General features: G+C 56.5%; 19 protein-coding genes and 1 pseudogene. 12 read left to right on the forward strand and 8 right to left on the reverse strand.

All coding sequences use genetic code 11. The features are described from left to right. Positions 1-28: 28 nt before the first annotated feature. On the reverse strand, positions 29-697 hold the full coding sequence (locus tag ACFPPD_RS19075) for a DNA-binding response regulator (protein ID WP_209747862.1): 669 nt from the start codon (positions 695-697) through the stop codon (positions 29-31). A 632-nt stretch (positions 698-1,329) separates the two neighbouring features. On the opposite strand from ACFPPD_RS19075, the gene ACFPPD_RS19080 reads away from it, so the two are divergent. From ACFPPD_RS19080 to ACFPPD_RS19100, 5 genes are all read left to right on the forward strand, one after another. After that, positions 1,330-1,647: a hypothetical protein gene (locus ACFPPD_RS19080; RefSeq protein ID WP_209747864.1), complete on the forward strand. Its 318-nt coding sequence runs from the start codon at positions 1,330-1,332 to the stop codon at positions 1,645-1,647. A 56-nt stretch (positions 1,648-1,703) separates the two neighbouring features. Further along, positions 1,704-2,720 carry a UV DNA damage repair endonuclease UvsE gene (gene uvsE / locus ACFPPD_RS19085; protein WP_209747867.1) on the forward strand — a complete coding sequence of 339 codons (1,017 nt, stop codon included), beginning with the start codon at positions 1,704-1,706 and terminating at the stop codon, positions 2,718-2,720. 157 nt (positions 2,721-2,877) lie between these two features. Further along, a complete protein-coding gene (fabI, locus tag ACFPPD_RS19090; RefSeq protein ID WP_209747869.1) occupies positions 2,878-3,648 on the forward strand; it encodes an enoyl-ACP reductase FabI in 771 nt (256 codons plus the stop codon). A gap of 193 nt (positions 3,649-3,841) precedes the next feature. After that, positions 3,842-4,693 (forward strand): inositol monophosphatase family protein, encoded by an 852-nt coding sequence (locus ACFPPD_RS19095; protein WP_209747871.1) that lies wholly within the window; start codon positions 3,842-3,844, stop codon positions 4,691-4,693. Between the two features lie 49 nt (positions 4,694-4,742). After that, complete coding sequence (locus tag ACFPPD_RS19100; protein ID WP_209747873.1) at positions 4,743-4,979, forward strand: hypothetical protein; 237 nt, start codon at positions 4,743-4,745, stop codon at positions 4,977-4,979. 224 nt (positions 4,980-5,203) lie between these two features. On the opposite strand, the gene ACFPPD_RS19105 is transcribed toward ACFPPD_RS19100, so the two are convergent. The 3 genes and pseudogenes from ACFPPD_RS19105 to ACFPPD_RS19115 form a co-directional block, all read right to left on the reverse strand. Then, positions 5,204-6,097, reverse strand: a complete 894-nt coding sequence (locus tag ACFPPD_RS19105; protein WP_378082962.1) for a LamG-like jellyroll fold domain-containing protein — start codon at positions 6,095-6,097, stop codon at positions 5,204-5,206. A gap of 9 nt (positions 6,098-6,106) precedes the next feature. Continuing rightward, positions 6,107-8,632 (reverse strand): annotated as a pseudogene (locus ACFPPD_RS19110) (LamG-like jellyroll fold domain-containing protein); the annotation flags it as partial. 352 nt (positions 8,633-8,984) lie between these two features. After that, positions 8,985-10,064 carry a sulfate ABC transporter substrate-binding protein gene (locus ACFPPD_RS19115; RefSeq protein ID WP_209747875.1) on the reverse strand — a complete coding sequence of 360 codons (1,080 nt, stop codon included), beginning with the start codon at positions 10,062-10,064 and terminating at the stop codon, positions 8,985-8,987. 306 nt (positions 10,065-10,370) lie between these two features. Here ACFPPD_RS19115 and ACFPPD_RS19120 point away from each other — a divergent pair, with 306 nt between their 5' ends. Together ACFPPD_RS19120 and ACFPPD_RS19125 are read left to right on the forward strand one after the other, a co-directional pair. After that, on the forward strand, positions 10,371-11,393 hold the full coding sequence (locus ACFPPD_RS19120; protein WP_209747878.1) for a sulfate ABC transporter substrate-binding protein: 1,023 nt from the start codon (positions 10,371-10,373) through the stop codon (positions 11,391-11,393). 63 nt (positions 11,394-11,456) lie between these two features. Further along, the gene (locus ACFPPD_RS19125; protein WP_209747881.1) at positions 11,457-12,878 is read left to right on the forward strand and encodes a WG repeat-containing protein; all 1,422 of its coding nucleotides are present in this window, start codon (positions 11,457-11,459) and stop codon (positions 12,876-12,878) included. Between the two features lie 78 nt (positions 12,879-12,956). On the opposite strand, the gene ACFPPD_RS19130 is transcribed toward ACFPPD_RS19125, so the two are convergent. From ACFPPD_RS19130 to ACFPPD_RS19140, 3 genes are all read right to left on the reverse strand, one after another. Further along, positions 12,957-14,648, reverse strand: coding sequence for a hypothetical protein (locus tag ACFPPD_RS19130; RefSeq protein ID WP_209747883.1), 1,692 nt, complete (start codon positions 14,646-14,648; stop codon positions 12,957-12,959). Positions 14,649-14,712: 64 nt separating this feature from the next. Then, positions 14,713-16,047, reverse strand: a complete 1,335-nt coding sequence (locus ACFPPD_RS19135; RefSeq protein WP_209747885.1) for a glutamate-1-semialdehyde 2,1-aminomutase — start codon at positions 16,045-16,047, stop codon at positions 14,713-14,715. A 2-nt stretch (positions 16,048-16,049) separates the two neighbouring features. Further along, entirely contained in the window at positions 16,050-17,069 is a 1,020-nt protein-coding gene (locus ACFPPD_RS19140; protein WP_209747887.1) for an LCP family protein, read from the reverse strand. Positions 17,070-17,196: 127 nt separating this feature from the next. Between ACFPPD_RS19140 and ACFPPD_RS19145 the strand changes: the two genes are divergently transcribed. From ACFPPD_RS19145 to ACFPPD_RS19155, 3 genes are read left to right on the forward strand one after another with little or no spacing between them, the layout of a single operon-like run. Continuing rightward, the gene (locus ACFPPD_RS19145) at positions 17,197-18,348 is read left to right on the forward strand and encodes an ABC transporter ATP-binding protein (protein ID WP_209747889.1); all 1,152 of its coding nucleotides are present in this window, start codon (positions 17,197-17,199) and stop codon (positions 18,346-18,348) included. After that, positions 18,345-19,139 carry an ABC transporter permease gene (locus ACFPPD_RS19150; RefSeq protein ID WP_209747891.1) on the forward strand — a complete coding sequence of 265 codons (795 nt, stop codon included), beginning with the start codon at positions 18,345-18,347 and terminating at the stop codon, positions 19,137-19,139. The genes ACFPPD_RS19145 and ACFPPD_RS19150 overlap by 4 nt, the downstream gene beginning before the upstream one ends. Positions 19,140-19,146: 7 nt before the next feature. Beyond that, positions 19,147-19,944, forward strand: a complete 798-nt coding sequence (locus tag ACFPPD_RS19155) for an ABC transporter permease (protein WP_209748056.1) — start codon at positions 19,147-19,149, stop codon at positions 19,942-19,944. 481 nt (positions 19,945-20,425) lie between these two features. On the opposite strand, the gene ACFPPD_RS19160 is transcribed toward ACFPPD_RS19155, so the two are convergent. Beyond that, the gene (locus tag ACFPPD_RS19160) at positions 20,426-21,097 is read right to left on the reverse strand and encodes a DNA-binding response regulator (protein ID WP_209747893.1); all 672 of its coding nucleotides are present in this window, start codon (positions 21,095-21,097) and stop codon (positions 20,426-20,428) included. Positions 21,098-21,251: 154 nt separating this feature from the next. Between ACFPPD_RS19160 and ACFPPD_RS19165 the strand changes: the two genes are divergently transcribed. Both ACFPPD_RS19165 and guaA read left to right on the forward strand, forming a co-directional pair. Next, positions 21,252-21,944 carry a peroxiredoxin gene (locus tag ACFPPD_RS19165; RefSeq protein WP_378082917.1) on the forward strand — a complete coding sequence of 231 codons (693 nt, stop codon included), beginning with the start codon at positions 21,252-21,254 and terminating at the stop codon, positions 21,942-21,944. A gap of 222 nt (positions 21,945-22,166) precedes the next feature. Further along, positions 22,167-23,687, forward strand: coding sequence for a glutamine-hydrolyzing GMP synthase (gene guaA / locus ACFPPD_RS19170; RefSeq protein ID WP_209748060.1), 1,521 nt, complete (start codon positions 22,167-22,169; stop codon positions 23,685-23,687). Positions 23,688-23,877: the final 190 nt, after the last annotated feature.

Consider the following 23,877-nt stretch of genomic DNA (forward strand, 5'->3'; position numbering starts at 1 on the left):
TTCGCCGAAATACCATCGCCCCACTTCGCTAGTACCGACGGTTCCCAGACGGGTTGGCAATGCGGTATCGATGAATGCGCTTCTCTCCGGAAGCAGATTGCAGGTGCCCCATCTCCACTAAACGATGTAGCAGTGGACGGACGAAAGTATTTTGTTTCCCCAACCGCTCGCAAGCCTCGGCTATCGTGAACGATCCGCCGCAAGATGCGGCCAGCCTCAGAATTTCGCGTTCGTAAATCGATAGCCCCGCCACCCCATCGTCGTGACCGTACCACTCGGTCAGCATGCGGCGAACGTGGTTCTGGCAGCCGAGCGGGTTTTCCTTTAGTTTGTCGAGAGAGAAGCGCAGCACGTGCCAGCCTGCGAGCGAGATTTCATTCTGTCGATCGAGTCCCCGGGAGAAACTCCGACGGTCGGCATCTCTAGCATGCGAGCCGAAATCGTCGGACTCGAGACACGTCGGCATCGGCAAACGCAACAACGCGAAGTCCATGAAATAGTGGCTGCTGTCCGGAGCAATGAATTCGTACTCGGGATGCAAATCCGCCAAACTGCCGACGACGGGCCACCATGCGTGCTCGAGCAAACATTTTTCCCCGAACCCGTGCCGCTCCCTGAGCCTGCGCAACCGTTCCCCGCGGCTCGCCGCGAGATGCCCCTCCAGCCATACGCGATACTCCTGTTCAAACGGACTCAATACCCGACGCCTCCTCCGAAAATAAAACAGCCGCCCCGAACCCGAAAGGGATCGAAGGCGGCGTGCTTCGCTCGCAATGATATTTCGAGTATACACCTTGTGGATAAAATTGTCTCCTTCTATGTCGGATTTGCGCCAAGGAGAAAAGATGTGGATGAAAGGGGGCGGCGTGGCAAACGAGACGGGCGGAAAAGCGGGGGACAGTGTGGACGAAATGGGGGTAGTGGGGATAGAACGCGGGATTACGGATGAAAAAAAACGATAGTCGGCAGTCGTCGATGCGGTTATGCACACGGAATCGGGAAACGCGAGAAGCGCAGTCGGTTATCCTCATGTGGACAACGAAAGCCGAAGCGACTTTTCCATAAGCGGTGTGCGGGGAGGGGAGCCTGAGAGGAAATCCTCAGTTCGAGCGAATGGCGACGGGCGGTGAGGTGCGGTGAATCAGTGCCATTGCGACTTGAAAGCAACCTTATCGCGATAATCCGCGACGTAACAAGCGCCCGAAAGCAACCCTACCGCGATGATACTCCGCTACGGGAACAAACGCCCCGCATGTAACCTTTTCCGAACGGGCGCCTGGAGGGTATAATAAAGGACGATACATACGGATACGGAGAGGTGATGAGGTCATGGGTTTTCAAACCGAGTTTAATTCCGTTTGCAAATTCAAGTCCGAGCAGGAATTGTACGAATTGCTCGAGTACGGCCGCGGCAAAATGGTCAAAAAACAGTTCCGGGTGTTCCCGACGGGACAGAAGGTCATCGCGTACGCGCCGGACAACCAAGCGATCGCGATCGTCAGAATCGTCGCTTCCATCGCGGAAATCAATTTTCAGGGAGAAGAAGTGACGCAGGTGGAGATGGAGCTCGTACGCCGGCTGACCGAAGAGGAAGCCAAAGTTCAGACGGCTCTCGCGCATGAGATGTTTTTCGGAGAGCAATCCTAGCCGGATACGGCAAAAGGCAATAAGCCGAGTACGCTGCATTCGGGAGCTGACTTCAATTGATCGTGCGTTTCGGTTACGTGGCCATGTCGGTCGAGCTGGAGAACGCGTCGCCTTCCAAAACGATGACGATGGCGAGCTTCTCCAAGCTTGCCGACAGGGAAGCGGGTTTGAGACGCCTCGAGCGGATAGCCGAGGAAAACCTCCGCAATACTCTGCGGTTACTGAAACACAATCGCTATATGGGCGTACAGGTGTACCGGATGACGTCCAAGCTGATCCCGCTCGCGACGCACGAAGATATGGCGGATTGGGATCCGCTTCCCATACTATCCGCTTCTTTCGCGGAAGTGGGCGAATTCGTTCGGGAGCACTGCATGCGGGTTTCTTTTCACCCGGATCATTTTACGGTGTTAAGCACGCCTCGCGAGGAAGTGCTCCGCAAGTCGGTTAACGATCTTAACCATCACGTCCGCATGCTCGAGGCGATGAAGCTCGACGAAAGGGCGACGAACAACATTCACGTCGGCGGAAGCTATGGGGACAAGATAAAGTCGGGTCGCAGGTTCATTGATCAGTTTCGCGGAATCGACCCTCGAATCACGTCGCGCATCACGCTTGAGAACGACGACAAGACGTTTACCGCCGCCGAAACGCTCGCGATCGCGGAAGAGGTCGGCGCGCCGATGGTGCTGGACATCCATCATCATGCGGTCAATCCGGGCAACGAGAACGCGAAGGAGCTTTGGCCGCGCATATTGAAAACATGGGACAGGCAGCCATGGAACGTCAAGCACGGCGGTGCCGAATCGCCTCTCTGGCTTCCTCCGAAGATACACGTCTCGAGTCCGAAAAGCCCGTCCGATCCGAGAGGGCATGCCGATCACATCAACGTCTCGGATCTGAAGCGGTTTCTGTTCGACGTCGCCGGTTCGACGAGGGCGATCGACGTCATGATCGAGGCGAAACGCAAAGACGAGGCTTTGCTGAAGTTGATGGACGATTTTCGGGCGCTGGAAGCAGCCGGAGAATCGGTGAAAGTCTTAGACGGAGGCAGCGTGGAGATTAGCGGTTGAAAACGCAACCATCGTTGTCAGGCTTGACCGAATTCATTTGTTGCAATCGCCGTGGAAATGGGTTACTTTGGTCAATGAAGGCTGCTATCCCGGGCATCTGAGGCTTCATTGAACACGTAACGGCATCCTTACATGTGACGAGGAGGCTTTTCACGAAATGAGCGGATTGCTGCAAGGGAAAAACATCGTGGTCATGGGCGTAGCCAACGAGCGAAGCATCGCCTGGGCCATCGCCAGATCGCTTGCGTCGCAAGGCGCGCGGCTGGTATTCACATACGAGAACGAACGGGTCGAAGAACGCGTCAAGAAGCTGACGGATACGATCGAAGGCTCCCGAACGGTACAATGCAACGTCACTTCGGACGAGGACGTCGAAGCGCTTGCCCACCGGCTGAAAGAGGAGTTCGGCGTCATCCACGGCCTGGCGCATTGCATCGCGTTCGCGAAAACGGAAGAGCTGGACGGCATGTACGTCGATACGTCGCGCGCCGGATTCGCGCTCGCGCACGACGTCAGCGTCTATTCGCTGACCGCCGTGGCGCAGCGGCTGCATCCGCTCATGACGGAAGGCGGCAGCATCGTGACGATGACTTATCTCGGGGCGGAGCGCGCGCTGCCCAACTATAACGTCATGGGCGTGGCGAAGGCGGCGCTGGAAGCGTCCGTCCGTTATCTCGCCAGCGATCTCGGCCCGAACAACATACGCGTCAACGCCATATCGGCCGGTCCGATCCGGACGCTCGCGGCGAAAGGGATATCCGGCTTCAACGCCATCCTGAAGCAGGTGGAAGAGAAGGCGCCGCTGCGCCGCACGACGGACGCTTCGGACGTCGGCGATACGGCCCTGTTCCTCATGAGCGATTGGGCGCGCGGCATCACGGGCGAAATTCTTCACGTGGACAACGGATACAGCACGGTCGGAATATAAGAAGGGAATCGGAAGCCGTTCGGCGACAAGCCGGTGGCTTCTTTTCCTGTCCGGGAGCGTTGCCTGTCCATGTTGAACAACGATTGTGACATTCGTCGCAACCGCTCTCGCGCCTTTTCGTATATGATAGGAGTTAGACGGACAACAATGAAGAGTATTCGATTTCATAGATCATAGATATGAGGGATGAACGATGGACGTTAACCAACCGGAAAGCCCGATCGGCGGCAAAAGCTTTACGGCGGTCGCCGTCAATTGCGCGGCCAAGGCCGGGGAATGGATCAAGAGCAAGTCCGGGAATTTTACTCAATTAGATACGAAATATTCGATGCACGATCTTGTTACGGAAGTGGATAAAGGCGCGGAGCGCATGATTCGCAATCTGATCGCCACGCATTTCCCGCACCATTCCTTCCTTGGGGAAGAAGGCGTGGAGCCCGGTCCCGAAGCATCGGCCAAAGCTTTGGAGGACGTGAGCGACGCAGAGTATTTGTGGATCGTCGATCCGGTGGACGGGACGACCAATTACGTTCACGGTTTCCCGTTCTACTCCGTGTCGATCGCGCTTGCCTATCGCGGGCAAGTGATCGTCGGCGTCGTCTACGACCCTTCGAGGGACGAATTGTTCGTCGCGGAACGAGGCAAGGGCGCTTACGTTCACGGCCGCAAAATGAACGTGTCCGACGAGGAGACGCTTAGCCGCAGCTTGCTGGCTACCGGATTTCCGGCGGATCAGCACGTAGCGCTCCCGGCTAACCTGAAAGGCATTCAGGCGCTGGCGCCGAAAGTCCGCAACCTGCGCGTGGCGGGATCCGCTGCGCTCCATCTCGCTTATGTGGCGGCGGGGCGTCTAAGCGGCTTCTGGGAATACAACCTGAGCTCTTGGGACATCGCGGCGGGTTCGTTGCTCATCGAAGAAGCGGGCGGCCGGATGTCGGACGTGCGCGGCGAGCCGTATCACCTCGGCGTTCGCAGTGTCGTCGCTTCGAACGGCCGCGTTCACGACGAGTTGGTCGCGGAATTGCAAGCTGCCGAACGCACATGAGATCGCGACATTTCGTCTATCCTAGCTGATAAGGAAGGGGGCGATGTCGTTGGATCGCAAGGAAGCGGAAGAATTGCTCGCGCGCAGCTTGTCGGGCGAGCAGCCGGACGCCTCTCGGGAAGACGCGAGCGAGGAAGCCGTGAAGCGGCTCCGGCCGCGTTGGGAAATTCGAGTGCAGGCGGAGCTTGACCCCGTCGTCGAAGAAACGAAGGCGTACCGCTCGATGGCTGAGGAAGTTGACGGGCGGTACGACGGCGTACCGGTGCCGGCGAAGAAGGACGAATAAACAGTTAGGGCAGCCCCGGACTTGAAATGCACCCCTTAAAGTAGACATTGGAAAACACCCTTGGTGTAAACCGATGAATATTTTAGGGGGTGCTTTTCGATGGCAAGCCACAAAGGAAACTAAAAAACTGACGCCTGGAGAGTACAGGCGCCAGTTTCAGCCTAGGTGTTTTTTGAGTGTCTACTGAATTGGGGTTTGATCATTACAGCGGCGAGCCCTTTTTTTTACGGTTGGCTGATTCCTGCCAGGCCCGCAACGGCTGCAGGCGAGAGCGCCCCGTCATACACCCGCATGTCATCCATCATTCCCTTGAAGGGGGTGTCCCACCAGTTGACGGCTAAGCCGAAGATAGCGCCTGCGGCCGAGAAGACGTCGGGAAAGTTCGTCCCCGCAAACTTAGCTGCGCCGTTCACGTAAACCCGGATCGAACCTTTCTCGACGGTGAAAGCCAAATGCGTCCATTCCCCGGCCGGAATGCTCATCCCCGTTGGCGCGTCATACCAGCTGCTGCCGGACCAGACCATCGTTTGGTTGCCAGCCGAACCTTGCGGCACAAGGCTGACCCAGTTATTGCCGTCTTTAGCGCCAAAGAAAGCCGGCGTATACGTCGTCAATTGGGCGGGGTTTACCCATATCGATACGGAGTAATTATTGCCCGAGATGAGCCCGTTAGGCAGACGAACGCCCGAATTGCCGTCGAATACAGCCGCTTGATCGGATACTCCGCTCGCAAAGGTGACCGTTCCGCCTGCACTATCGATATGGTTCCCGGTGATTGTACCTGCTCCGAAGAGACTGTTCGCATTTTTCAGGTTCCCGTCGAACGTATAGTGCGCAGCTGGCCCTTCGATTACGTCGATCGTGTAGCTTGCCGTTGCTCCTCCTCCATCCGCGGCTGTCGCGGTGATCGTCGTCGAACCGACGCCGGATCCTTTCACGCGGCCGGTCACCGGGTCAACGGAGGCGACTGCCGGGTCCGCCGAGCTCCAGTTTACATTCCGGTTGCCGGCAAACGAGGGAAGCATGCTGACGGAAGGGGTCAGCGTATTGCCCAAGGACAATCTCTTAACTTGGGACCCCAGCTGGATTTCGTTCACCCGGATCGACGGATCGAACACCTGGTTCCGGATCTCCTTTTCCGTCAATATGCCCTGATAAATCCGCAACTCATCCATCAAGCCTTTGAACGGCGTATCCCACCAGTTCACGCCCAGACTGAAGCTTGCATCGCTATTGGAGAAAATATCCGGGAAATCCGTGCCGGCGAACTTCAGTGCGCCGTTCACATAGAATTTGATGGCACCATCCTCTACGGTGAGGGCCAGGTGACTCCATTCCCCGGTGCGGATTGTCGTTCCCGCGGGGGCATCATACCATCTGGCGCTGCCGGACCAGACCATGGTGTTATTGCCGACCGGTCCTTGCGGCAAGATGCTGACCCAGTTATTCGGATCTTTGGCGCCGAAGAACGTTGTCGTATATGCCGTTAGCGTTTCCGGCTTTACCCACAGCGATATGGAGTAATTGTGGCTGGCGATCAGCTTGTTCGGCAATCGTATACCCGACGATCCGTTAAACACGGCTGCTTTGCCGGATCTGCCATCCGTATAAGTCAGGGTACCGCCCGTGTTATTGATTCGATTGCCGGTTACCGTACCGGAGCCGAATGTCCCTTGGGCATCGCCCAGGTTCTCTTCGAATGCGTAATGAGCAGTCAATTGAGCAGAAGGGACCGGCAGGACGGTAATGGTAAGGCTTTTCGTCGCCGATTCGACTCCTTTGCGAATCGTTGCCGTAAGAACGGCGGTCGCGCTGCTCGATCCGGCCTCCGGCCTCGTAATGGCGCCCGTATCCGTCACAACGCCGGGATCGGATGTCTGCCAAGCAATCTGCGTGTGTCTGGTACCTTCCGTCGGGAGCGTTAAATTGGCGACGACGTTCTCCGTATCGCCGAGATTAAGCCCTTCTACGACATCTTGGACGATTTCCCGATCGGTTTTATCGGCAAGCCGGCTTCCCCAGATCGGCACTCCTTCACTGGACATCGCGGTAAAGGTCATGACATAGCGTTCCGAAGCAGGATCCCATGCCCGCACGAATACACCTTGATAGGTGATTCCGTCAACGATAATTGCCGCTTGGTTCTGACCTTCCTTCTCCCAACTACCGGATGCGTCTCCGGAGATCGTATGGTCTTTATTGAAGCGGATAAATACCGAGTTTCGAATGGTCGCCGCATTGTCCTTCGGGTGTAGAATGAACTTGTATTCGCCGACCAAATCTTGCGTGTTCACTTTATCGAGCGTTTCCCCGGCATACCTATAGGGAGCGGCAACCGGCCATCCTTCTTTATTCATAAACAGTTGATGAACCCTAACCTCGTGGTACTCTCCTGTCTGCGGGAAACGGGTATGGAAAACCAGGAAGCGTTTGCCTGTTTGGTCATCATAGAGCACGGAATTATGTCCCGGGGACACATAGCCGACGCCAATGCCTGTTCCCGGATCCCCTGCTTTTCGTTCGAACAGGTAGTTGCCCATCATTTTGTTGCCGTAAGGCGCGTTATCCGTATTGAACGGCAAAACGGCATTCTGCCCTGACGCGTCCACATAAGGACCACTCGGGCTGGTCGACCTGAACGTTCTTATATTATAGCCGCCATCCGCGCCTAACCAAGCGTAGGTGACATACAGGTAATAATATCCGGTTTCCTTATCATAAACGACATACGGGCCTTCGCCCGATTTTCCGAAGCCTCCCGCAATCTTGGTCCCGAAGTATCGGTCCACTACCCTGCCGTCTTCGGTCTTTCCGTCTTGTCCCGGGTAAATGGCTTTACCGGTCGCTTTATCGATTTCAAGCAGGAAGATTCCGCCGGACCATGAGCCGTATACCATCCATAGCTTCCCGTCATGGTCATAGAACAAGTTCGCGTCAATGGCATTCGGGTACATGCTGTTTTTGTAGGATCCATTGTCGTTGAACCAATCGGCGTTAGGTCCTGACAACGTGCCGCCGTCAATGAGTGCTTGAATGTTCGTATTCGTCCATTTCTTATTGATCTTGCTGTTGGCGTCATAAGCCGCATCCCGCGTAAAGCCGGAGTATACAAGGGTATCCCCGTATCGATACGGACCTTCGATGTTTTTGGAAACGGCAAACCCGATCGCGGAGCGGATATACGTGGAAGAAGCGCTGTAATACATCAAGTAGGCGCCTGTAGAGCCGTCTTCGTTGACGTAGTCCTTATTCCAAAAAACATCGGGAGCCCATACCGCGTAACCGCCTTTGCTGTCAGAATCGTTCTCCCCGGCCCAAGCGAAAGAGCCTGCGAGATTCTTGGACAAGTCGCCAAATATTGCGTTGCCTGGCGTCGAGTATCCGTTGGTGAATCGAGTCCAGCTCATGAGATCGGTTGACCGGGCCGCCTCAATATGAGAACCGAAAACGTAATACGTGTCGCCGTCTTTCACGATGGAAGGATCGTGGACGGATACATTCTGAAATATCGGAGGGACTCCTTGGGGATCTTGGCCGGGCTTGTTACTGTTTTTATTCATGGTATACGCAACTTTGCCAAATGCGAAATTCGGAATCATTAACAAAAACGTTAACGTTACAAGAAACACTCGTGCCCACGAACCTTTGTTCATTTCTTCGTGCTCCTCTCAATATTTCGAATGGAAGCGCATCCAATTCCTAATGCGATGAGTACTTACCCACCTCCGATTCATTGGATCAATGTTTTGTCGATAAATTTAAATATTAACAGAGATGATAAGTAGTTAATGCATTTATCAACAAATTAATAATAATATGAATGTTTATAATTCTCAATACTTTGTCTTCAGGTTATCTACCCTGGCATGCTGGGGATTATAGGAAGAAAAATCGCGGTGTCCTTTTCGCGGATTTAGAGAAGACGGACGCCCGCGGAATAAGCAAAAGACGCAGCTCGAATGCTGCGTCTCTCGGAAAGAAAATGTATGCGCAATCGCATGCCGCTTATTTCGCCGGCAGCTGTCCGAACAGTCCGCCGTCCGCGAACAGCGCGGCCTGCAAGTCTTCCCAGCCGGTCAAGTCGTCGTCGACCGTCAGCAGCGTCGTCTCCGCGAACGTGCCGGCGAATTGTTCCGCCACGGATTCGAACCGCGGACGGAAGAAGTGCTTCGCGGCCAGCGTCTGCGCAGTCTCCGTGAACAGGAAGTCCGCGTACGCGTTGGCGACTTCGCGGGTGCCGTTCGCGTCAGAAACGGAGTCGACGACCGATACGATCGGCTCGACGGTTAACGTGACGTCCGGAACGACGACGTCGACTTTGCCTTTGGCCGCTCCGTTCGCGAGCGATAAGGCGCGGCTTTCGGTCGTGACCCATACGTCGCCTTTGTTTTCGTCGAGGAACGCTTTCTCCGCTTCGGCGTCGTTGCCCGCCAGCACGGCGACTTGGTTGTGGAAGCTCGTCACGAAAGCTTGGGCCGCGTCTTGGTCGTCCGGCTGCTTATCGAGCGAATAAGCCCAGGCAGCGGCATAATACCATCTCGCATCGGAATCGGTGTCGGGGTTCGAAGTAACGATTGCGACATCCGGCTTCAAGGCGTCCTCCCATGTCGCGATGCTCTTCGGATTGCCGGAGCGGACGACGAACGCGACCGCAGTCGAGAACGGAGAACTATTATATTCGTATCGTTGCTGCCAGCCTTCGCCGACCAGTCCCTTCGCCTGAATCGCGTCGATGTCGATGCCGACGCCTAGCGTGGCGACATCGGCCTTTAATTGACCGCCGACGATGGCCGATTCCTGAGCGAAGGAAATACCGGAGGCTTGCTCGATCGCGACGCTCTGTCCGGTACGGTCTTTCCAATCTTGAACGAAGGCTGCGTCGATTTCTTTGAACAAGGCGGCCGTGCCGTCGGATACCGCGCTGACGAGCGACAACGATTTGCTGTAATCGGATGGCGGAGTCGCCGACGCTGCTGCGCCGTTCTCCTTGTTTCCCCCGGAGCAGGCGGTGAGCGCCGTCGCCAAAGAGAGCGTGAGCAGTGCGGTTACGATAGCGCCTTTGCGCGTGCGGTTGCGCTGTTTCATGGAAAGTTCCCCATTTCTTTGGTTTGGTCTTGACTTAGAATTAATCCCGATAGAACTTATTGGATTTATTGAGGCGATTGTAGCAACCGGATCATCTTATTGTCAACGATAAATTCATAGTTGACAACTAGGAATAGTGTGAAATATGATGAGTGTATTCCAAATCGTGCCATCGAGCCGACCGGTAAACCGGAGGCCCCGACTTCGCGAACGAGGTGCTGAGTTTTCTTTTTTAGCGCTGCGTTCGATTGAAATCGGGGCCTCTTGCTTTTCAACATCTACCTAATGAAAAGGAGAGTTATCCGCATGAAAAAACCGATTCGCATTATCCTGCTGGCCGCACTCGCATTCGTCTTATCCGCTACGACGGTATTCGGCGCCGTAACGAAGAAAACCGAGAAGAAATCCGTAACGCTGCTTAACGTGTCCTACGACCCGACCCGAGAGTTGTACGCGGCTTACAACGTTGCGTTCGCGAAATATTGGGAGAAGAAAACCGGACAAAAAGTCACGATCAAGCAATCGCACGGCGGCTCCGGCGCGCAAGCCCGTTCCGTCATCGACGGCCTGGAAGCGGACGTCGTGACGCTGGCGCTAGAATACGACGTTACCGCGATCGAAAACAAAGGACTGATCGCCAAAGGCTGGCAGAAACGCCTCGCCAACAACAGCGCCCCTTACAAATCGACGATCGTGTTCCTCGTACGCAAAGGCAATCCGAAGAATATCAAAGACTGGGACGATCTGATCAAATCCGACGTCAAAGTCATCACGCCGAATCCGAAGACGTCCGGCGGCGCCCGTTGGAACTACCTCGCGGCGTGGGGCTACGCGCTTAAGAACAACAACAACAGCCAAGACAAAGCGAAGGAATTCGTGAAGAAGCTGTTCCAGAACGTTCCCGTTCTCGATACCGGCGCTCGCGGATCGACGAACACTTTCGTAGAGAAAGGCATCGGCGACGTGCTGATCGCATGGGAGAACGAAGCCTACTTGTCCAAGAAAGAGTACGGCGACAAATTCGAGATCGTCACGCCGTCGCTTAGCATTCTGGCGGAGCCGACCGTCGCCGTCGTCACGAAAAACGTCAACAAGCACAATACTCGCCAAGTAGCTACCGCTTATCTCGACTACCTCTATACGGAAGCCGGCCAACGCATCGCGGCGCAAAACTACTATCGACCGATCAATCTGAAAGTCGCGAAGGAGTTCGAGAAAAGCTTCCCTAAGCTGAACCTGATCACGATCAAAGACTTCGGCGGCTGGGATAAAGCGCAAAAAGAGCATTTCGCGGATAAAGGCACGTTCGACCAAATCTATTTGAAATAAGAATGTCCCGCCGCGCGTCCTGCGCGAAGGCGAATACCTTTATCGAGCGAGGAGATCATTCCAATGACCGTACATTCCGATTATTCCGTTCCATCCGTTCAACGCCCGGCGATCCGCAAAGCTTTGCTGATCGCGGCAGCCGCCTTGGCGGCGGTGCAAATCGCAAGCTTCGGCCCGGCATCGTCGGCATCCGCCGCGGCCTCGGGCATCGGCATTACCGTAGAAGGCGTCGTCCAGTCCGGCTGGACGTCGACGCTGATCCAAGGAACGGCCTACGTTCCGGCATCATCCTTCGCGACGGCGCTCGGCCTCTCGCTCGATTGGAACGAAGCGACGAAGACCGCGACTTTCGCGCAGGGCAACCGCAAGCTGACTTTAGTCGCGAACGCGAAGACGGCCGTCGTTAACGACGCGCGCACGGCGCTCTCCGGCGCCCCGGTCGTGAAAGACGGAGCGTTGTTGGTGCCGGCCCGATCCGTCGCCGCCGTATTCGGCGCCAGCGTGACCTGGTCTAGGGCGGCGCTCGCGCTCTCCCCGCGCCTTCATCCTTTTGCCCAGGGCGGCAAGCAAGGCTACGTCAATACGTTCGGCGAGACGGTCATCGCGGCGAACTACGATCAAGTGAACGAATTCAGCGAAGGCCTCGCGATCGTTAGCGTCGGCGGCAAGTTCGGCTATATCGACGCCTTCGGCAAAGAAGTCATCGCGCCGCAATACAAGCAAGCGTTCGATTTCTCGGAAGGTCTCGCTCTCGTGGAGCTGGACGGCAAGCAGTTCTACATCGACGCGACCGGTAAGACGGTCATCAGTCCGTCCTACGACGAGCTGTTCGACTTCTCCGGCGGCCTCGCGCTCGTTCGCAAAGGGGACTTGTTCGGCTATATCGACCGCTCGGGCAAGGAAGCAATCGCGCCGCAATTCGAGGACGCGTTCTATTTCTCCGACGGCGTAGCCGGCGTGCAGATCGAAGGGAAGTACGGCTATATCGACCGTTCCGGCAAAATCGTCATTCCGGCGATCTACCAGCACGTGTCGGACTTTAGCGGCGGCCTCGGACTCGTTCAAGCCGAAGGCGAGGAAGGCGAGGGTTCGTTCGGATTCGTGGATGCGACCGGCAAGCTCGTCATTCCGGCCGACTACGCGCAAGCGTTTTCGTTCAGCGAAGGGCTCGCGGCCGTGGAACTGGACGAAGGCTTCGGTTATGTGAACGCCAAAGGCGAGAAAGTCGTCTCGACGGCTTACGGGGACGTCGGAGACTTCCATGACGGCCTCGCGTCGTTCGAGCAAGACGGCAAATACGGCTTTATCAACCGAAAAGGCGACATCGCGATCAAGGCGCAGTTCGATTCGGTCGAAGCGTTCGACCGCGGCCTGGCGAAAGTGTTGATCGGCAACGCGCCTAGACTGATCGACGCCAAAGGCAGAATCGTCGCCATCGCGCCGGCGGAAGCCGATGCGGCTGCTCCTGCTCCGGCGGCGAAGTAAAAGCAATAGAAAAAAGGCTATTCCCCGATCGTCCCGGACGAAGACGGAGGAGTAGCCTTTTTTTTGCATGCGTATCGATTATAGCTTTCGGATTTGGCTAAGGAATACTTCGGACGTGAACAGCTTGCGCAACGCAAGGAATAGGACGATCGGAGGCAAGCAGACGATGCCGGCGTACAGCAGCAACGATTGATAGTCTTGCACCCCGCCGGATTCCGCCGATGAGCGGATCAAGACGAGTAGCCGAGCGACCGGCGAATAGAGATTCGGATCGTTCAAATACAACAACGAAGGAATATAGGTATTCCACAAGGCAACGAATTGAAGCAGCCCTAGCGCGAGCAGCGGCTTCCATACTTTCGGGATGTACATGGAGAAGAACAGTTGAAGCTCGCTTTGGCCCTCGTTGGAAGCTTGCTCTTTGAGAGCGCCGTATTTACTATTGAAAATGCTTTTAAGGACGAATGCGCTGACGATCGGGAAATAACCGAATATCATTTGAGAGAAGATCGTGTTGATCGCCCCGAGCTCCCGAACGAATATGTAATCCGCAATGCCCGATCCGCCCATGGTCATCGCGAGCAGGAGAAAAGCTATATATGCCGTGCGGCCGGGCAAGTCTCGCGCCGTGAGCGGGTAAGACAACGTCAAGACGACAAGCATGCCGCAGACGGACATGAAGATGTACATAGGCCAATAGACCGCGAAGCTTCGTACGCTGATCATATCGCCGATCGCGATCGTTCCCGATGACTCACCCGAAGAGAGAAAGGGGAAAACGAAGAGAACGTAAAGCGGAAGAAGGGCGACAAGCGCGAACAGACCGGTGACGACGATGTTGGGAAGCCCGGCGCCGCGGGGACGCGGAATGGCCGTAGCCGCTTCCTTCGTTATGGGCGTAACTGGAAACAAGTCTTTCAGGAAAAATCGCTTTGCGAGCGCATAAGCAAGCAATGTGAACGCCAGTTGAACTATGAATTGAAGCATGGAAACGGCGGCTTGGCCATTGATGTCTCCCATCATCATGCCGGTTCTGAATTGGTAAGTGTCGAGCGTGTCTCCGACGGAGTAGACGAGCGGATTGTACAGTTGGAACAACATCTCGAAGTCCGTCGATAACGCCGTCGACAGTTGCAGGATCAGGAAGGCCGCGATCGCCTTCGCGGCCGGAACGACGACCCGCCTAGCGTAGCTGGAAGACTCGTCGCCGGCTCCGATGGCGGCGAGCGCGATGACGATCGGAATGCCGCACGTTCTGACCGTTTCGGCGACGACGATGATTGGGCGAAACCAGAACGTATCCGCTAGCGGATACGAACGAATCGAGAATAGAGGCGAATGATCGATTGAAAGCAATGTCATGACGACGTAAGCGATGACGAGGGACGGAATAAAGTACGGAATCAACAATATCGTGGACAACGCGCCGCGCCATTTCGCAGATCGAATGCCGGCCAGAAGGATTGCGATTCCGAACGCGAGCAGCCCGCAGAACGCGGCGTAACCGAATTTGAGAATCAGCGTGTTGGCGAGCGCCGTCTTGAATTCCGGGGTTTCGAACAGCGTCCGGAAGTTGTCCCAGCCGGTCCATTGCCCGTTCAATATGCCGACCGAGAACGAGGATTTCGAAAAGGCCAGCTTCACATTCATGAGGAACGGGATGAACTTGAACGCGAGCAACAGCGCGATCGCGGGAAGCACGATCAACCCGTGAATGCCGTATTGCCGGAGACGGGAAGGCGATAATGGGGATGGCGCGGATTTTTCCATGGATTAGGCCTCGATTACGAGAAGATGCCCCGACGGACGTTGTCCGCGGAAGCTCGACATTATTCTACTGGAAATCCCTTTCCGAAGCCATGTCGCGGAACGAAAGCTCCGCGGCTTCGAGCGTCAAGTCGATGTCCGCGTCCGTATGGGCCGTCGTCAGGAACCATGCTTCGTATTTGGAAGGGGCCAGATAGATGCCGCGCTCGAGCATCAGGCGGAAGAACCGGCCGAACCGTTCGCTGTCGGAGCCTTGCGCTTCCTCGTAATTCGTAACCGGATGGTCGCAGAAGTGGGTCGAGAACGCGCCCAGTATCCGGTTGACCGTCAGCGGGATGCCGTTGCGGTCGGCCGAAGCTTTCAAGCCGTCCGCGAGGCGGATGGCCAGAGCTTCCATCCGGTCGTATACGCCGGGCTCGCGCAACACTTCCAAGCAGGCGATTCCCGCAAGCATGGACGCCGGGTTGCCCGCCATCGTGCCTGCTTGGTAAGCGGGGCCTAGAGGCGCGATCATCGCCATGATGTCGGAGCGTCCGCCGTACGCCCCGATCGGAAGTCCTCCTCCGATGATTTTGCCGAGGGCGGTCAGATCGGGACGGATCCCGTCGCGGTCGGGGAACAGCGATAATGTCTGCGTCGATCCGTAGTGGAAGCGGAAGGCGCTGATGACTTCGTCGTAGATGACGAGCGCGCCCGCGTCCCGGGCCAACTTGCAAAGGCCTTCCAGGAAGCCGGGCTTCGGCATGACCATGCCGAAATTGCCGACGATCGGCTCGACCATGACGGCGGCGACTTGATCGCCCCAGCGTTCGAGCGCCTGGCGCAAGCCTTCGAGCTCGTTAAACGGCACGGTGATTACTTCGCTGGCAATGCTCGGAGGAATTCCCGCGCTATCCGGAATGCCGAGCGTCGAAGGGCCGGAGCCCGCGGCGACGAGCACGAGATCGGCGTGTCCGTGGTAGCAGCCGGAGAACTTGATGATTTTGTTGCGGCCGGTGAACGCGCGCGCGGCGCGGATCGTCGTCATGACCGCCTCCGTGCCGGAATTGACAAAACGGACTTTGTCCATGGAAGGAATGGTTTCCTTCAGCAACGCGGCAAGCCGGATTTCGTGTTCCGTCGCCGTGCCGTACAACGTGCCGTTCTGCGCCGCGCGGACGATCGCCGCGGTTACTTTCGGATGGGCGTGTCCGGTAATGATCGGTCCGAACGCCGCGAGGTAGTCGAGATAGCGGTTGCCGTCGACGTCCCAGAAATAGGCGCCTTCCCCGCGTTCCATAAAGACGGGGGCGCCGCCGCCGACCGCCTTGAACGAACGAGAAGGGCTGTTCACTCCGCCGACGATATGTTGTTGCGCTTCTTCATATAAGCGGTTGGATCGTGTTCTGTTAAGAGTCGACATGTTTATTTCGTCCCTTCGGATGAGGTGGCCGCCGAAGAAGACGAAGGCGAAGCGGAAGCATCCGGAGCGGTGTCGTCCTTACCTAGCGTCTCTTGCACGTAGCCTCTAAGCGCGTCTTCGTTGCGAATGCCGAGCACGGAGGAGCCGCCGACGTTCCGGTCCTCGAGCAATTCCATCGGAGGAAGCTGCGCGGAGCCCGCCTGATGAGACTTGTAGCCGAGGCTGGCCAGCTTCAACATGTCCATCGCCGATATGTTCGATTCCATGTACGGCGTAACCTCGCTCAAGATGTCGGGCAGCTTGATCAAGTTCCAGCCGGTCTTCAGCTTGTTCGCGATCGCCTTCAGGAATTCGCGCTGGCGCTCCGTTCGCGTGAAATCCGACAGCTTGTCGTGGCGGAACCGCACGTACTGGAGCGCATGTTCTCCGTCGAGATGCTGCTGGCCTTTTTTCAAATTAATGTCGTACACGTGGCCGTCGGCCGCGTCGGAATACTTCATGTCCTTCTCGACGTAGAAGTCGACGCCGCCGATCGCGTCTACCAGCTTTATGAACCCTTGGAAATCGACGTATACATAATACTGAATGTTCAAGCCGGTCATGTCGCCGATCGTCTTCATCGCGAGCTCGGGCCCACCGAGCGTGATGGCCGCGTTGACCCTGTTCGACTTGTAGCCGGGAATGTCCGCGTACGTGTCGCGAAGGATTGAGAACAAGTGGATCTTCTTGCTGGACGGGTCGAACGAAGCGATCAGCATCGAGTCGGAACGGGCGACTTCGCCTTTGCGCAGTCCACGCTCGTCTCCGCCCATGAGCAGCACGTTAACGCGCTCCGAGCCTTCCCATTCGGGCGGCTTGTACTCGGGTTTCTCTTCGAACTGGGAGAAGCGGGAATCTTCCTTGGACTTCTGGATGTTGTCCATTTGATTGTATGTCGCATATGCTTTCCACGCGACGAAGCCGATCACGATGACGATCGCCGCGAGCATGGTGTAGAGCGTGATTTTCCACTTTCTGCGCATTGAATAGATGTCCTCTCCGGTTGCGATATGATAAAATTATAAAGTTTCGGCAAAGGGATAAGCAAGTTAAGGAAATTTAATCCTGTTAATCGCCATCGCGCTTTAAGCGCGCATGAGGAGGCAATGCATGTTAGCGATCGACGTGAATGAGCTGCGAAAGCAATTCCGCGTGCAGAAAAACCGCGAAGGTCTCAAGGGGGCGCTCAAGGATCTGTTCCGGCGCGAGCATACCGAAGTGACCGCGGTCAAAGATATCAGCTTTCAAATCCCGCAAGGAGAGATTTGCGGCTACATCGGGGAGAACGGGGCAGGCAAATCGACGACGATCAAGATGCTCACGGGCATTCTCGTGCCGACGTCCGGCAAGCTTCTCGTGAACGGATTCGTTCCCTATAAAGATCGGGAGAAATTCGTGCAGGGCATCGGGGTCGTGTTCGGCCAGCGCAGCCAGCTCTGGTGGGACATCGGCGTCATCGAATCGTTCCGGCTTCTTCGCAAGGTGTACCGGGTCGGGGAAACGGATTTCAAGAATAGGCTGGACGAACTTGTGGAAACCCTTCAGCTTCAAGAGCTGCTCAACCGTCCGGTGCGCAAGCTCAGCCTCGGCCAACGGATGAGATGCGAGCTCGTGGCGGCGCTGCTGCACAATCCGTCGATTCTGTTTCTGGACGAGCCGACGATCGGACTCGATATCGTCGTGAAGACCGAAATCCGCGAGTTCCTGAAGCGGCTCAACCGCGAGCAAGGAACGACGATCCTGCTGACGACGCATGATCTGCAGGACATCGAAGCGCTCTGTTCGCGCGTCATCATGCTGGACGACGGCCGCATCATCTACGATGGCGGGCTCGAAGAGCTGAAGGCGCGCTGGGGCAAGGGACGCGAGATCCAGTTCCAATTCAACGATCCGGTCGCGTTGCCGGACGTGTCCGCTTTGACCTCGGGGCTCGACGTCCGTTGGACGCTAGAGAACGAATTGACGGCCAAAGTCTGGTTTCCGCGCGAGATGAACGTGTCCGACGTGTTGACCCGGGTCGTCGGGCATCGGGAAATTAGCGACATTAAGATTTTCGAGACGAACACCGACGAGATCGTGCGGGAGATTTATCAGTCCGGCAGCGCGGACGCGCCGAAGGATCTGTCCGCGTTGACCGACGCGGTTCCCGCGGCGATCGAACCGGCGGCGGAGGCGGGGAGCGAGTCCGAGTCCGAGGCTGCAGCGGGAGCAGGATCCGGGTCCGGCAAGGAACCGGTCAAATCGGGGGCCGGAGAAGCATGATAGGCGCATACTTGGACTTCGTCCGCATTCGGTTTCTCATGATGTTGGCCTATCGGGTCAATTATTACAGCGGCATCATTATTTACGCCATTAACATCGGGGCGTATTACTTCCTATGGAAGGCGATCTACGGAGACGCCGAATCTCTGCAGGGCTTCACGGTCATCCAAATGTCCACCTACGTCGCCGTGTCCTGGATGGCTCGCGCTTTTTACTTCAATAACTTGGATCGCGAAATCTCGAACGAAATCGTAGACGGCAGCGTATCGATTCAGATCATCCGTCCGTATTCGTATTTGCTCGTCAAGATGATGCAGGGCTTCGGGGAAGGCCTGTTCCGCCTGGGGCTGTTCATGGTGCCGGGGATGATCATCGTATCGTTCATTTTCCCGCTCGAGCTGCCGACCGACCCGAAGCTGTGGATCGTGTTCTTCGTCATGATCTGGTTCAGCTTCCTGATCAACTCGCAGATCAACATTCTGACGGGGCTCGGCGCGTTTTTCTTCGAGAACAACCAAGGCATCATGTCGATGAAAAGGGTGCTCGTCGACCTGTTGTCCGGCGTCGTCGTGCCGATCGCGTTCTTCCCGGGCTGGGCGATCTCGGTCATGGATTGGCTGCCGTTCCAAGCGATTACGTATTTGCCGGGCTCCGTGTTCACGGGGCGGATCGCGGGAGACGACATCTGGAACGCGCTTCTCGTGCAAGTCGTCTGGACGGCCGTTCTGCTCGTGCCGATCATGCTCGTCTGGCGGTCGGCGCGTCGCCGGCTGTTCGTGCAGGGAGGTTAAGCGGATGATGAACCGATTCTCGTTCATGCTCGGGTTGTATAAGGATTATTTCGCCAATTATATGAAAACAAAGCTGTCGTACCGCGCCGATTTCTGGATCGAGGTGCTGTCCGACCTGATGTTCAACGGGCTTAACCTCGTGTTCATCTTCATCGTGTTCATGCATACGCCTACGCTCGGCACGTGGAGCGAGTCGGAGGTCGTATTCGTGTACGGTTACTTTATGATCGCGTTCGGCTTATTCTCGACGTTCTTCAGCGCGTGGAACTTCAGCGAGCGCTATATCGTGAAAGGGGAGATGGACCGCGTCCTGACCCGGCCGGCGCATTCGCTGTCCCAAGTCATGCTCGAGAACATGGATCCGCCTTCGATCGTGGGCGCGCTCGTCGGCTTCGTCATCATGATCGTATCGTGGACGACGCTTGGCTTGCCGTTCCATTGGTACGACCCGTTCGTGTTGATCATCATGGTGCTCGGCTCCTTGTTCATCTATTTGGGCATCTACACGGCGCTGTCGGCCATTTCCTTCTACTCGGACGCGCCGACCGGCATCGGGCCGCTCATCTTCAACATTCAGAACTACGGCCGCTATCCGGTCGAAATCTATAACCGTACGATCCGCTTCCTGTTGACGTGGGTGCTGCCGTTCGCGTTCGTCGGCGTCTACCCGGCGTCGTTCTTCCTGGGGCGGCTCGACGAATGGTGGATGGCGTGGCTGACCCCGGTCGTCGGCGTCGTCGTGCTGTCGCTCGGCCTCTGGTTCTGGAACTACGGCGTCCGCCGTTACCGCGGCGCGGGGAGTTAGGGCCGGGGGAAAGGGAGAAGGTTGAAGCTTGATTGTGGCCTGGGACCTTCTCCCCGTTTGATTCGATACCCTGGAAGACTCGCGCATTTACACATTTCATCGTCGTCCGCTTTAACAACTAGCAAAGTCGCCAACCGCCAACCGCCAACCGCCGACCGCCGACCGCAGTTTGCACACTGCTGACCGCAGATTGCAAGATTGCGCGTTGCCGACCGCAAATTACGCGCTGTCGACCGACTCCTTGCTCACCGCCGACCATTCAGCTGCAGTAACTTGGCCAGTTGATTCTTGAGATAAGGTGATGCCATCACTCTATTTCAGGCAAATGGGCCACTTAGGCGAAAATAAAGCGATGCGATAACGTTATTGTGTTGCGAATCCGCACTTTGGGGTGTAATTGGTGATGATAGAGTGATGGCGTAACGTTATTCAGACGGATTAGGGCTTATATATGAAAATAGAGTGATGCCGTAACGTTAAGCTAAATCCATTTCGGTGCCTTTGGACCAAGCGAATAGGAGCGGATGCGTTGCGCACCCGAGTGGGCGCTTAACAAACCGGCGGACACCATACCATGCATGAGGGCTCTCGCGTGTTGCCCGCGAATGCCAAGTTGAGCGCAAACTTCTTGAGGAGTAAAGGGCCTTTGAAGTCGAAGAGCAAGCCGTAACACTTCCCTTTGCTTTAACGTGAGAGAAGGGATACCCTCTTGAGCGGCCGTCCCGCCGTACAGCTTGCCGAGAACTTGAAGCACGAGTTGCTGGCATTGGAGCGGGCGCTCGCGTATGGCATCGAGGGACAGTCGGTACACTTGCCAACCGGCGAACGTTAAGTAGTTCTGACGGTCGAGTCCGTAATCGAAGTTGCGGCGAGTGACGTTCTTGGCGTGCGGGCTGAAGTCGTCGACCTCCCAATCGAGGAGATAGGGAGGTCGGATGTAGGCGAAGTCGAGGTAATAGGCGCTGTTGCGGGCATGAGGCACTTCGAATTCGGCGTGCAGATGGTCGAACGTGCCGACCGCCGGCAGCCATACGGTTCGGGCGAACAGCTCCTCGGCATAGGCATGGTCTTCGTTCAGCTTGCGGAGCGCTTCTCCGCTGCGTTCGGCCCTTTGTTGGTCCAGCCAGCTTGTGTGAATATCGTCGAACTGCATGATCATCTCTCCTCGTATGTAGCGAAGCGAATGCAAAAAAGCCGCGTTCCCCTCGGGGATACGCGGCGTGCTTCGCTCGCTCCGTTGCTATTGTTGATTTATCCTTAACATAAGCCAAACCAAGCCCATTGTCAAAAAGAAGGAGCACAACCGTATGGCGCCATCCGAGCAAACCAAGGAATCCCAGAAACTCATGCCATCCAATACATCCAAACCACCCAAGCCATCCAAGCAAAACAAGCCATCCAATACATCAAATATATCCAAACCACCTAAGCCATCCAAGCCATCCAAGCAAACCAAGCAAACCAAGACATCCGATCCATCCCATCACCCCGAGCATCCCGACAACTCTCCGCAACCTGCGATTCATCCCCCGCTCGAAGTAGGCAAGCCCGTCCCCGACTTCGAACTTCCCGCGACGAACGGCAACGGAGGTGTGGTCCGGCTCGGCGATTATCGCGGACGCAAAGTCGTCCTCTACTTCTATCCGAAGGATTCGACTCCCGCGTGCACGCAGGAATCTTGCGATTTCCGCGACGCGAGCGTCGCGTTCGGCTCCGAGAACGCGGCGATCCTCGGCATCAGCGCGAACGATCTGAAGTCCCACGACAAATTCGCGAAGAAGTACGAGCTGCCGTTTCCGTTGCTCGCCGACACCGAACACCGGGTATGCGAACTATACGGAGTCTGGCAGGAGAAGCAGCTGTACGGCAGGAAGTATATGGGCATCGTCCGCTCGACTTTCCTGATCGACGAGAACGGCTTGCTCGCCAAGGAATGGCGCAACCTGAAAGTCAAAGGCCACGTGGAAGAAGTGAGGCAAGCGCTGGCGGGCAATGCCTAACCGATCGAGATGCGATTACTCGCCGTTTGCAGCAGTCGGACCGCAAGCTGAACCTGACGGAAGCCGCCTCGCCGCCTCCGCCTTGCCTTGACGCTGTCGAAGCCGCAAAGCTATAATAGCTTAAATTGAAAGTTACCCGCGGAACAGATACGTCGCAACAAACGGCGATGCCCGTTTACGCTCAGGAGGCTCGGTTTACAAGTGACTACGAATCAGCATGAAATGATCGTCGTTCTCGATTTCGGCGGCCAGTATAACCAATTGATCGCTCGCCGTATTCGCGATTTGGGCGTGTATAGCGAATTGTTGCCGTTTAACGTCTCGATCGACAGAATCCGCGCGCTGCAGCCGAAAGGGATCGTATTTTCCGGCGGACCGGCAAGCGTGTACGCGGAAGGAGCGCCTCAAGTCGATCCGGCGATCTACGACCTGGGCATTCCGATCTTCGGCATCTGCTACGGCATGCAATTGATCACGCACCAGCTCGGCGGCAAAGTCGAGCCGGCGCATAAGCGCGAATACGGCAAATCGGACATCGATTTCATCGAAGTCGCCCATCTCGCGATGAAGCTCGACCGTCGTCAGACGGTATGGATGAGCCACGGCGACCACGTCACCGAGCTGCCGGCGGGCTTCCGCGTCGACGCCAGCACGGAGCACGCTCCGGTCGCGGCGATGAGCGACGCGTCCCGTCATTTCTACGCCGTCCAGTTCCATCCGGAAGTGCGCCACTCCGTGCACGGCAACGAAATGATCGGCAACTTCCTTTTCGAGGTGTGCGGCTGCCGCGGCGATTGGTCGATGGGCTCGTTCATCGACGACATGGTGGCGGACATCCGCAAGGAAGTCGGCGACAAAAAAGTACTGTGCGCCCTGTCCGGCGGCGTGGACTCTTCCGTCGTCGCCATCTTGATCCATAAAGCGATCGGCGATCAACTGACATGCATGTTCATCGACCACGGCTTGCTTCGCAAAGGCGAGGCGGAGAGCGTCATGGAGACTTTCGTCGGCAAGTTCGGCATGAACGTCGTGAAGATCGATGCCAGCGAAAGGTTCCTCGGCAACCTGAAGGGCGTGGACGATCCGGAGAAAAAACGCAAAATCATCGGCACCGACTTCATCCGCGTATTCGAAGAAGAGTCCGCGAAGTTCGACGACTTCACTTTCCTCGCGCAAGGCACGCTGTATACCGATATCGTCGAAAGCGGCACGGCGACGGCGCAAACGATCAAGTCGCACCATAACGTCGGCGGTCTGCCGGAAGACATGAAGTTCAAGCTGATCGAGCCGCTGAAGACGCTGTTCAAGGACGAAGTGCGCAAAGTCGGCGCCGAATGCGGCTTGCCGGAAGCGATCGTCATGCGCCAACCTTTCCCGGGTCCGGGTCTCGCGATCCGCGTGCTCGGCGAAGTGACGGAGGAGAAGCTCGAGATCGTTCGCGAATCCGACGCGATTCTGCGCGACGAGATTGCCAAAGCGGGCTTGGACCGCGAAATCTGGCAATACTTCACGGCATTGCCGGGCATGAAGAGCGTCGGCGTCATGGGCGACGGCCGCACGTACTCGTATGCCGTCGGCATTCGCGCCGTTACGTCGATCGACGGCATGACCGCCGACTGGGCGAGAATCCCGTTCGACGTGCTCGAGAAAATTTCGAACCGGATCGTCAACGAAGTGAAGAACGTCAACCGCATCGTATACGATATCACGTCGAAGCCGCCTGCCACGATCGAGTGGGAGTAAGCGAATAGCGTTACGATCGAATAATCAAGCCTGCCGGGTTCGCATTCGCGCCCGTCGGGCTTTTTTTGCGCGAGGAGATCGCAGACGCAATGGAAATATTTACTCAACCAAACATATGTCTTGATTTCGCTTTCAATGGAAATGAAACGCTGTCATTGCTGAGAATTGTGCAAATTCCGAACGATGACCC

Origin of the sequence: Cohnella suwonensis (genome assembly GCF_042655365.1) — a bacterium.
Lineage (GTDB): Bacteria > Bacillota > Bacilli > Paenibacillales > Paenibacillaceae > Cohnella > Cohnella suwonensis.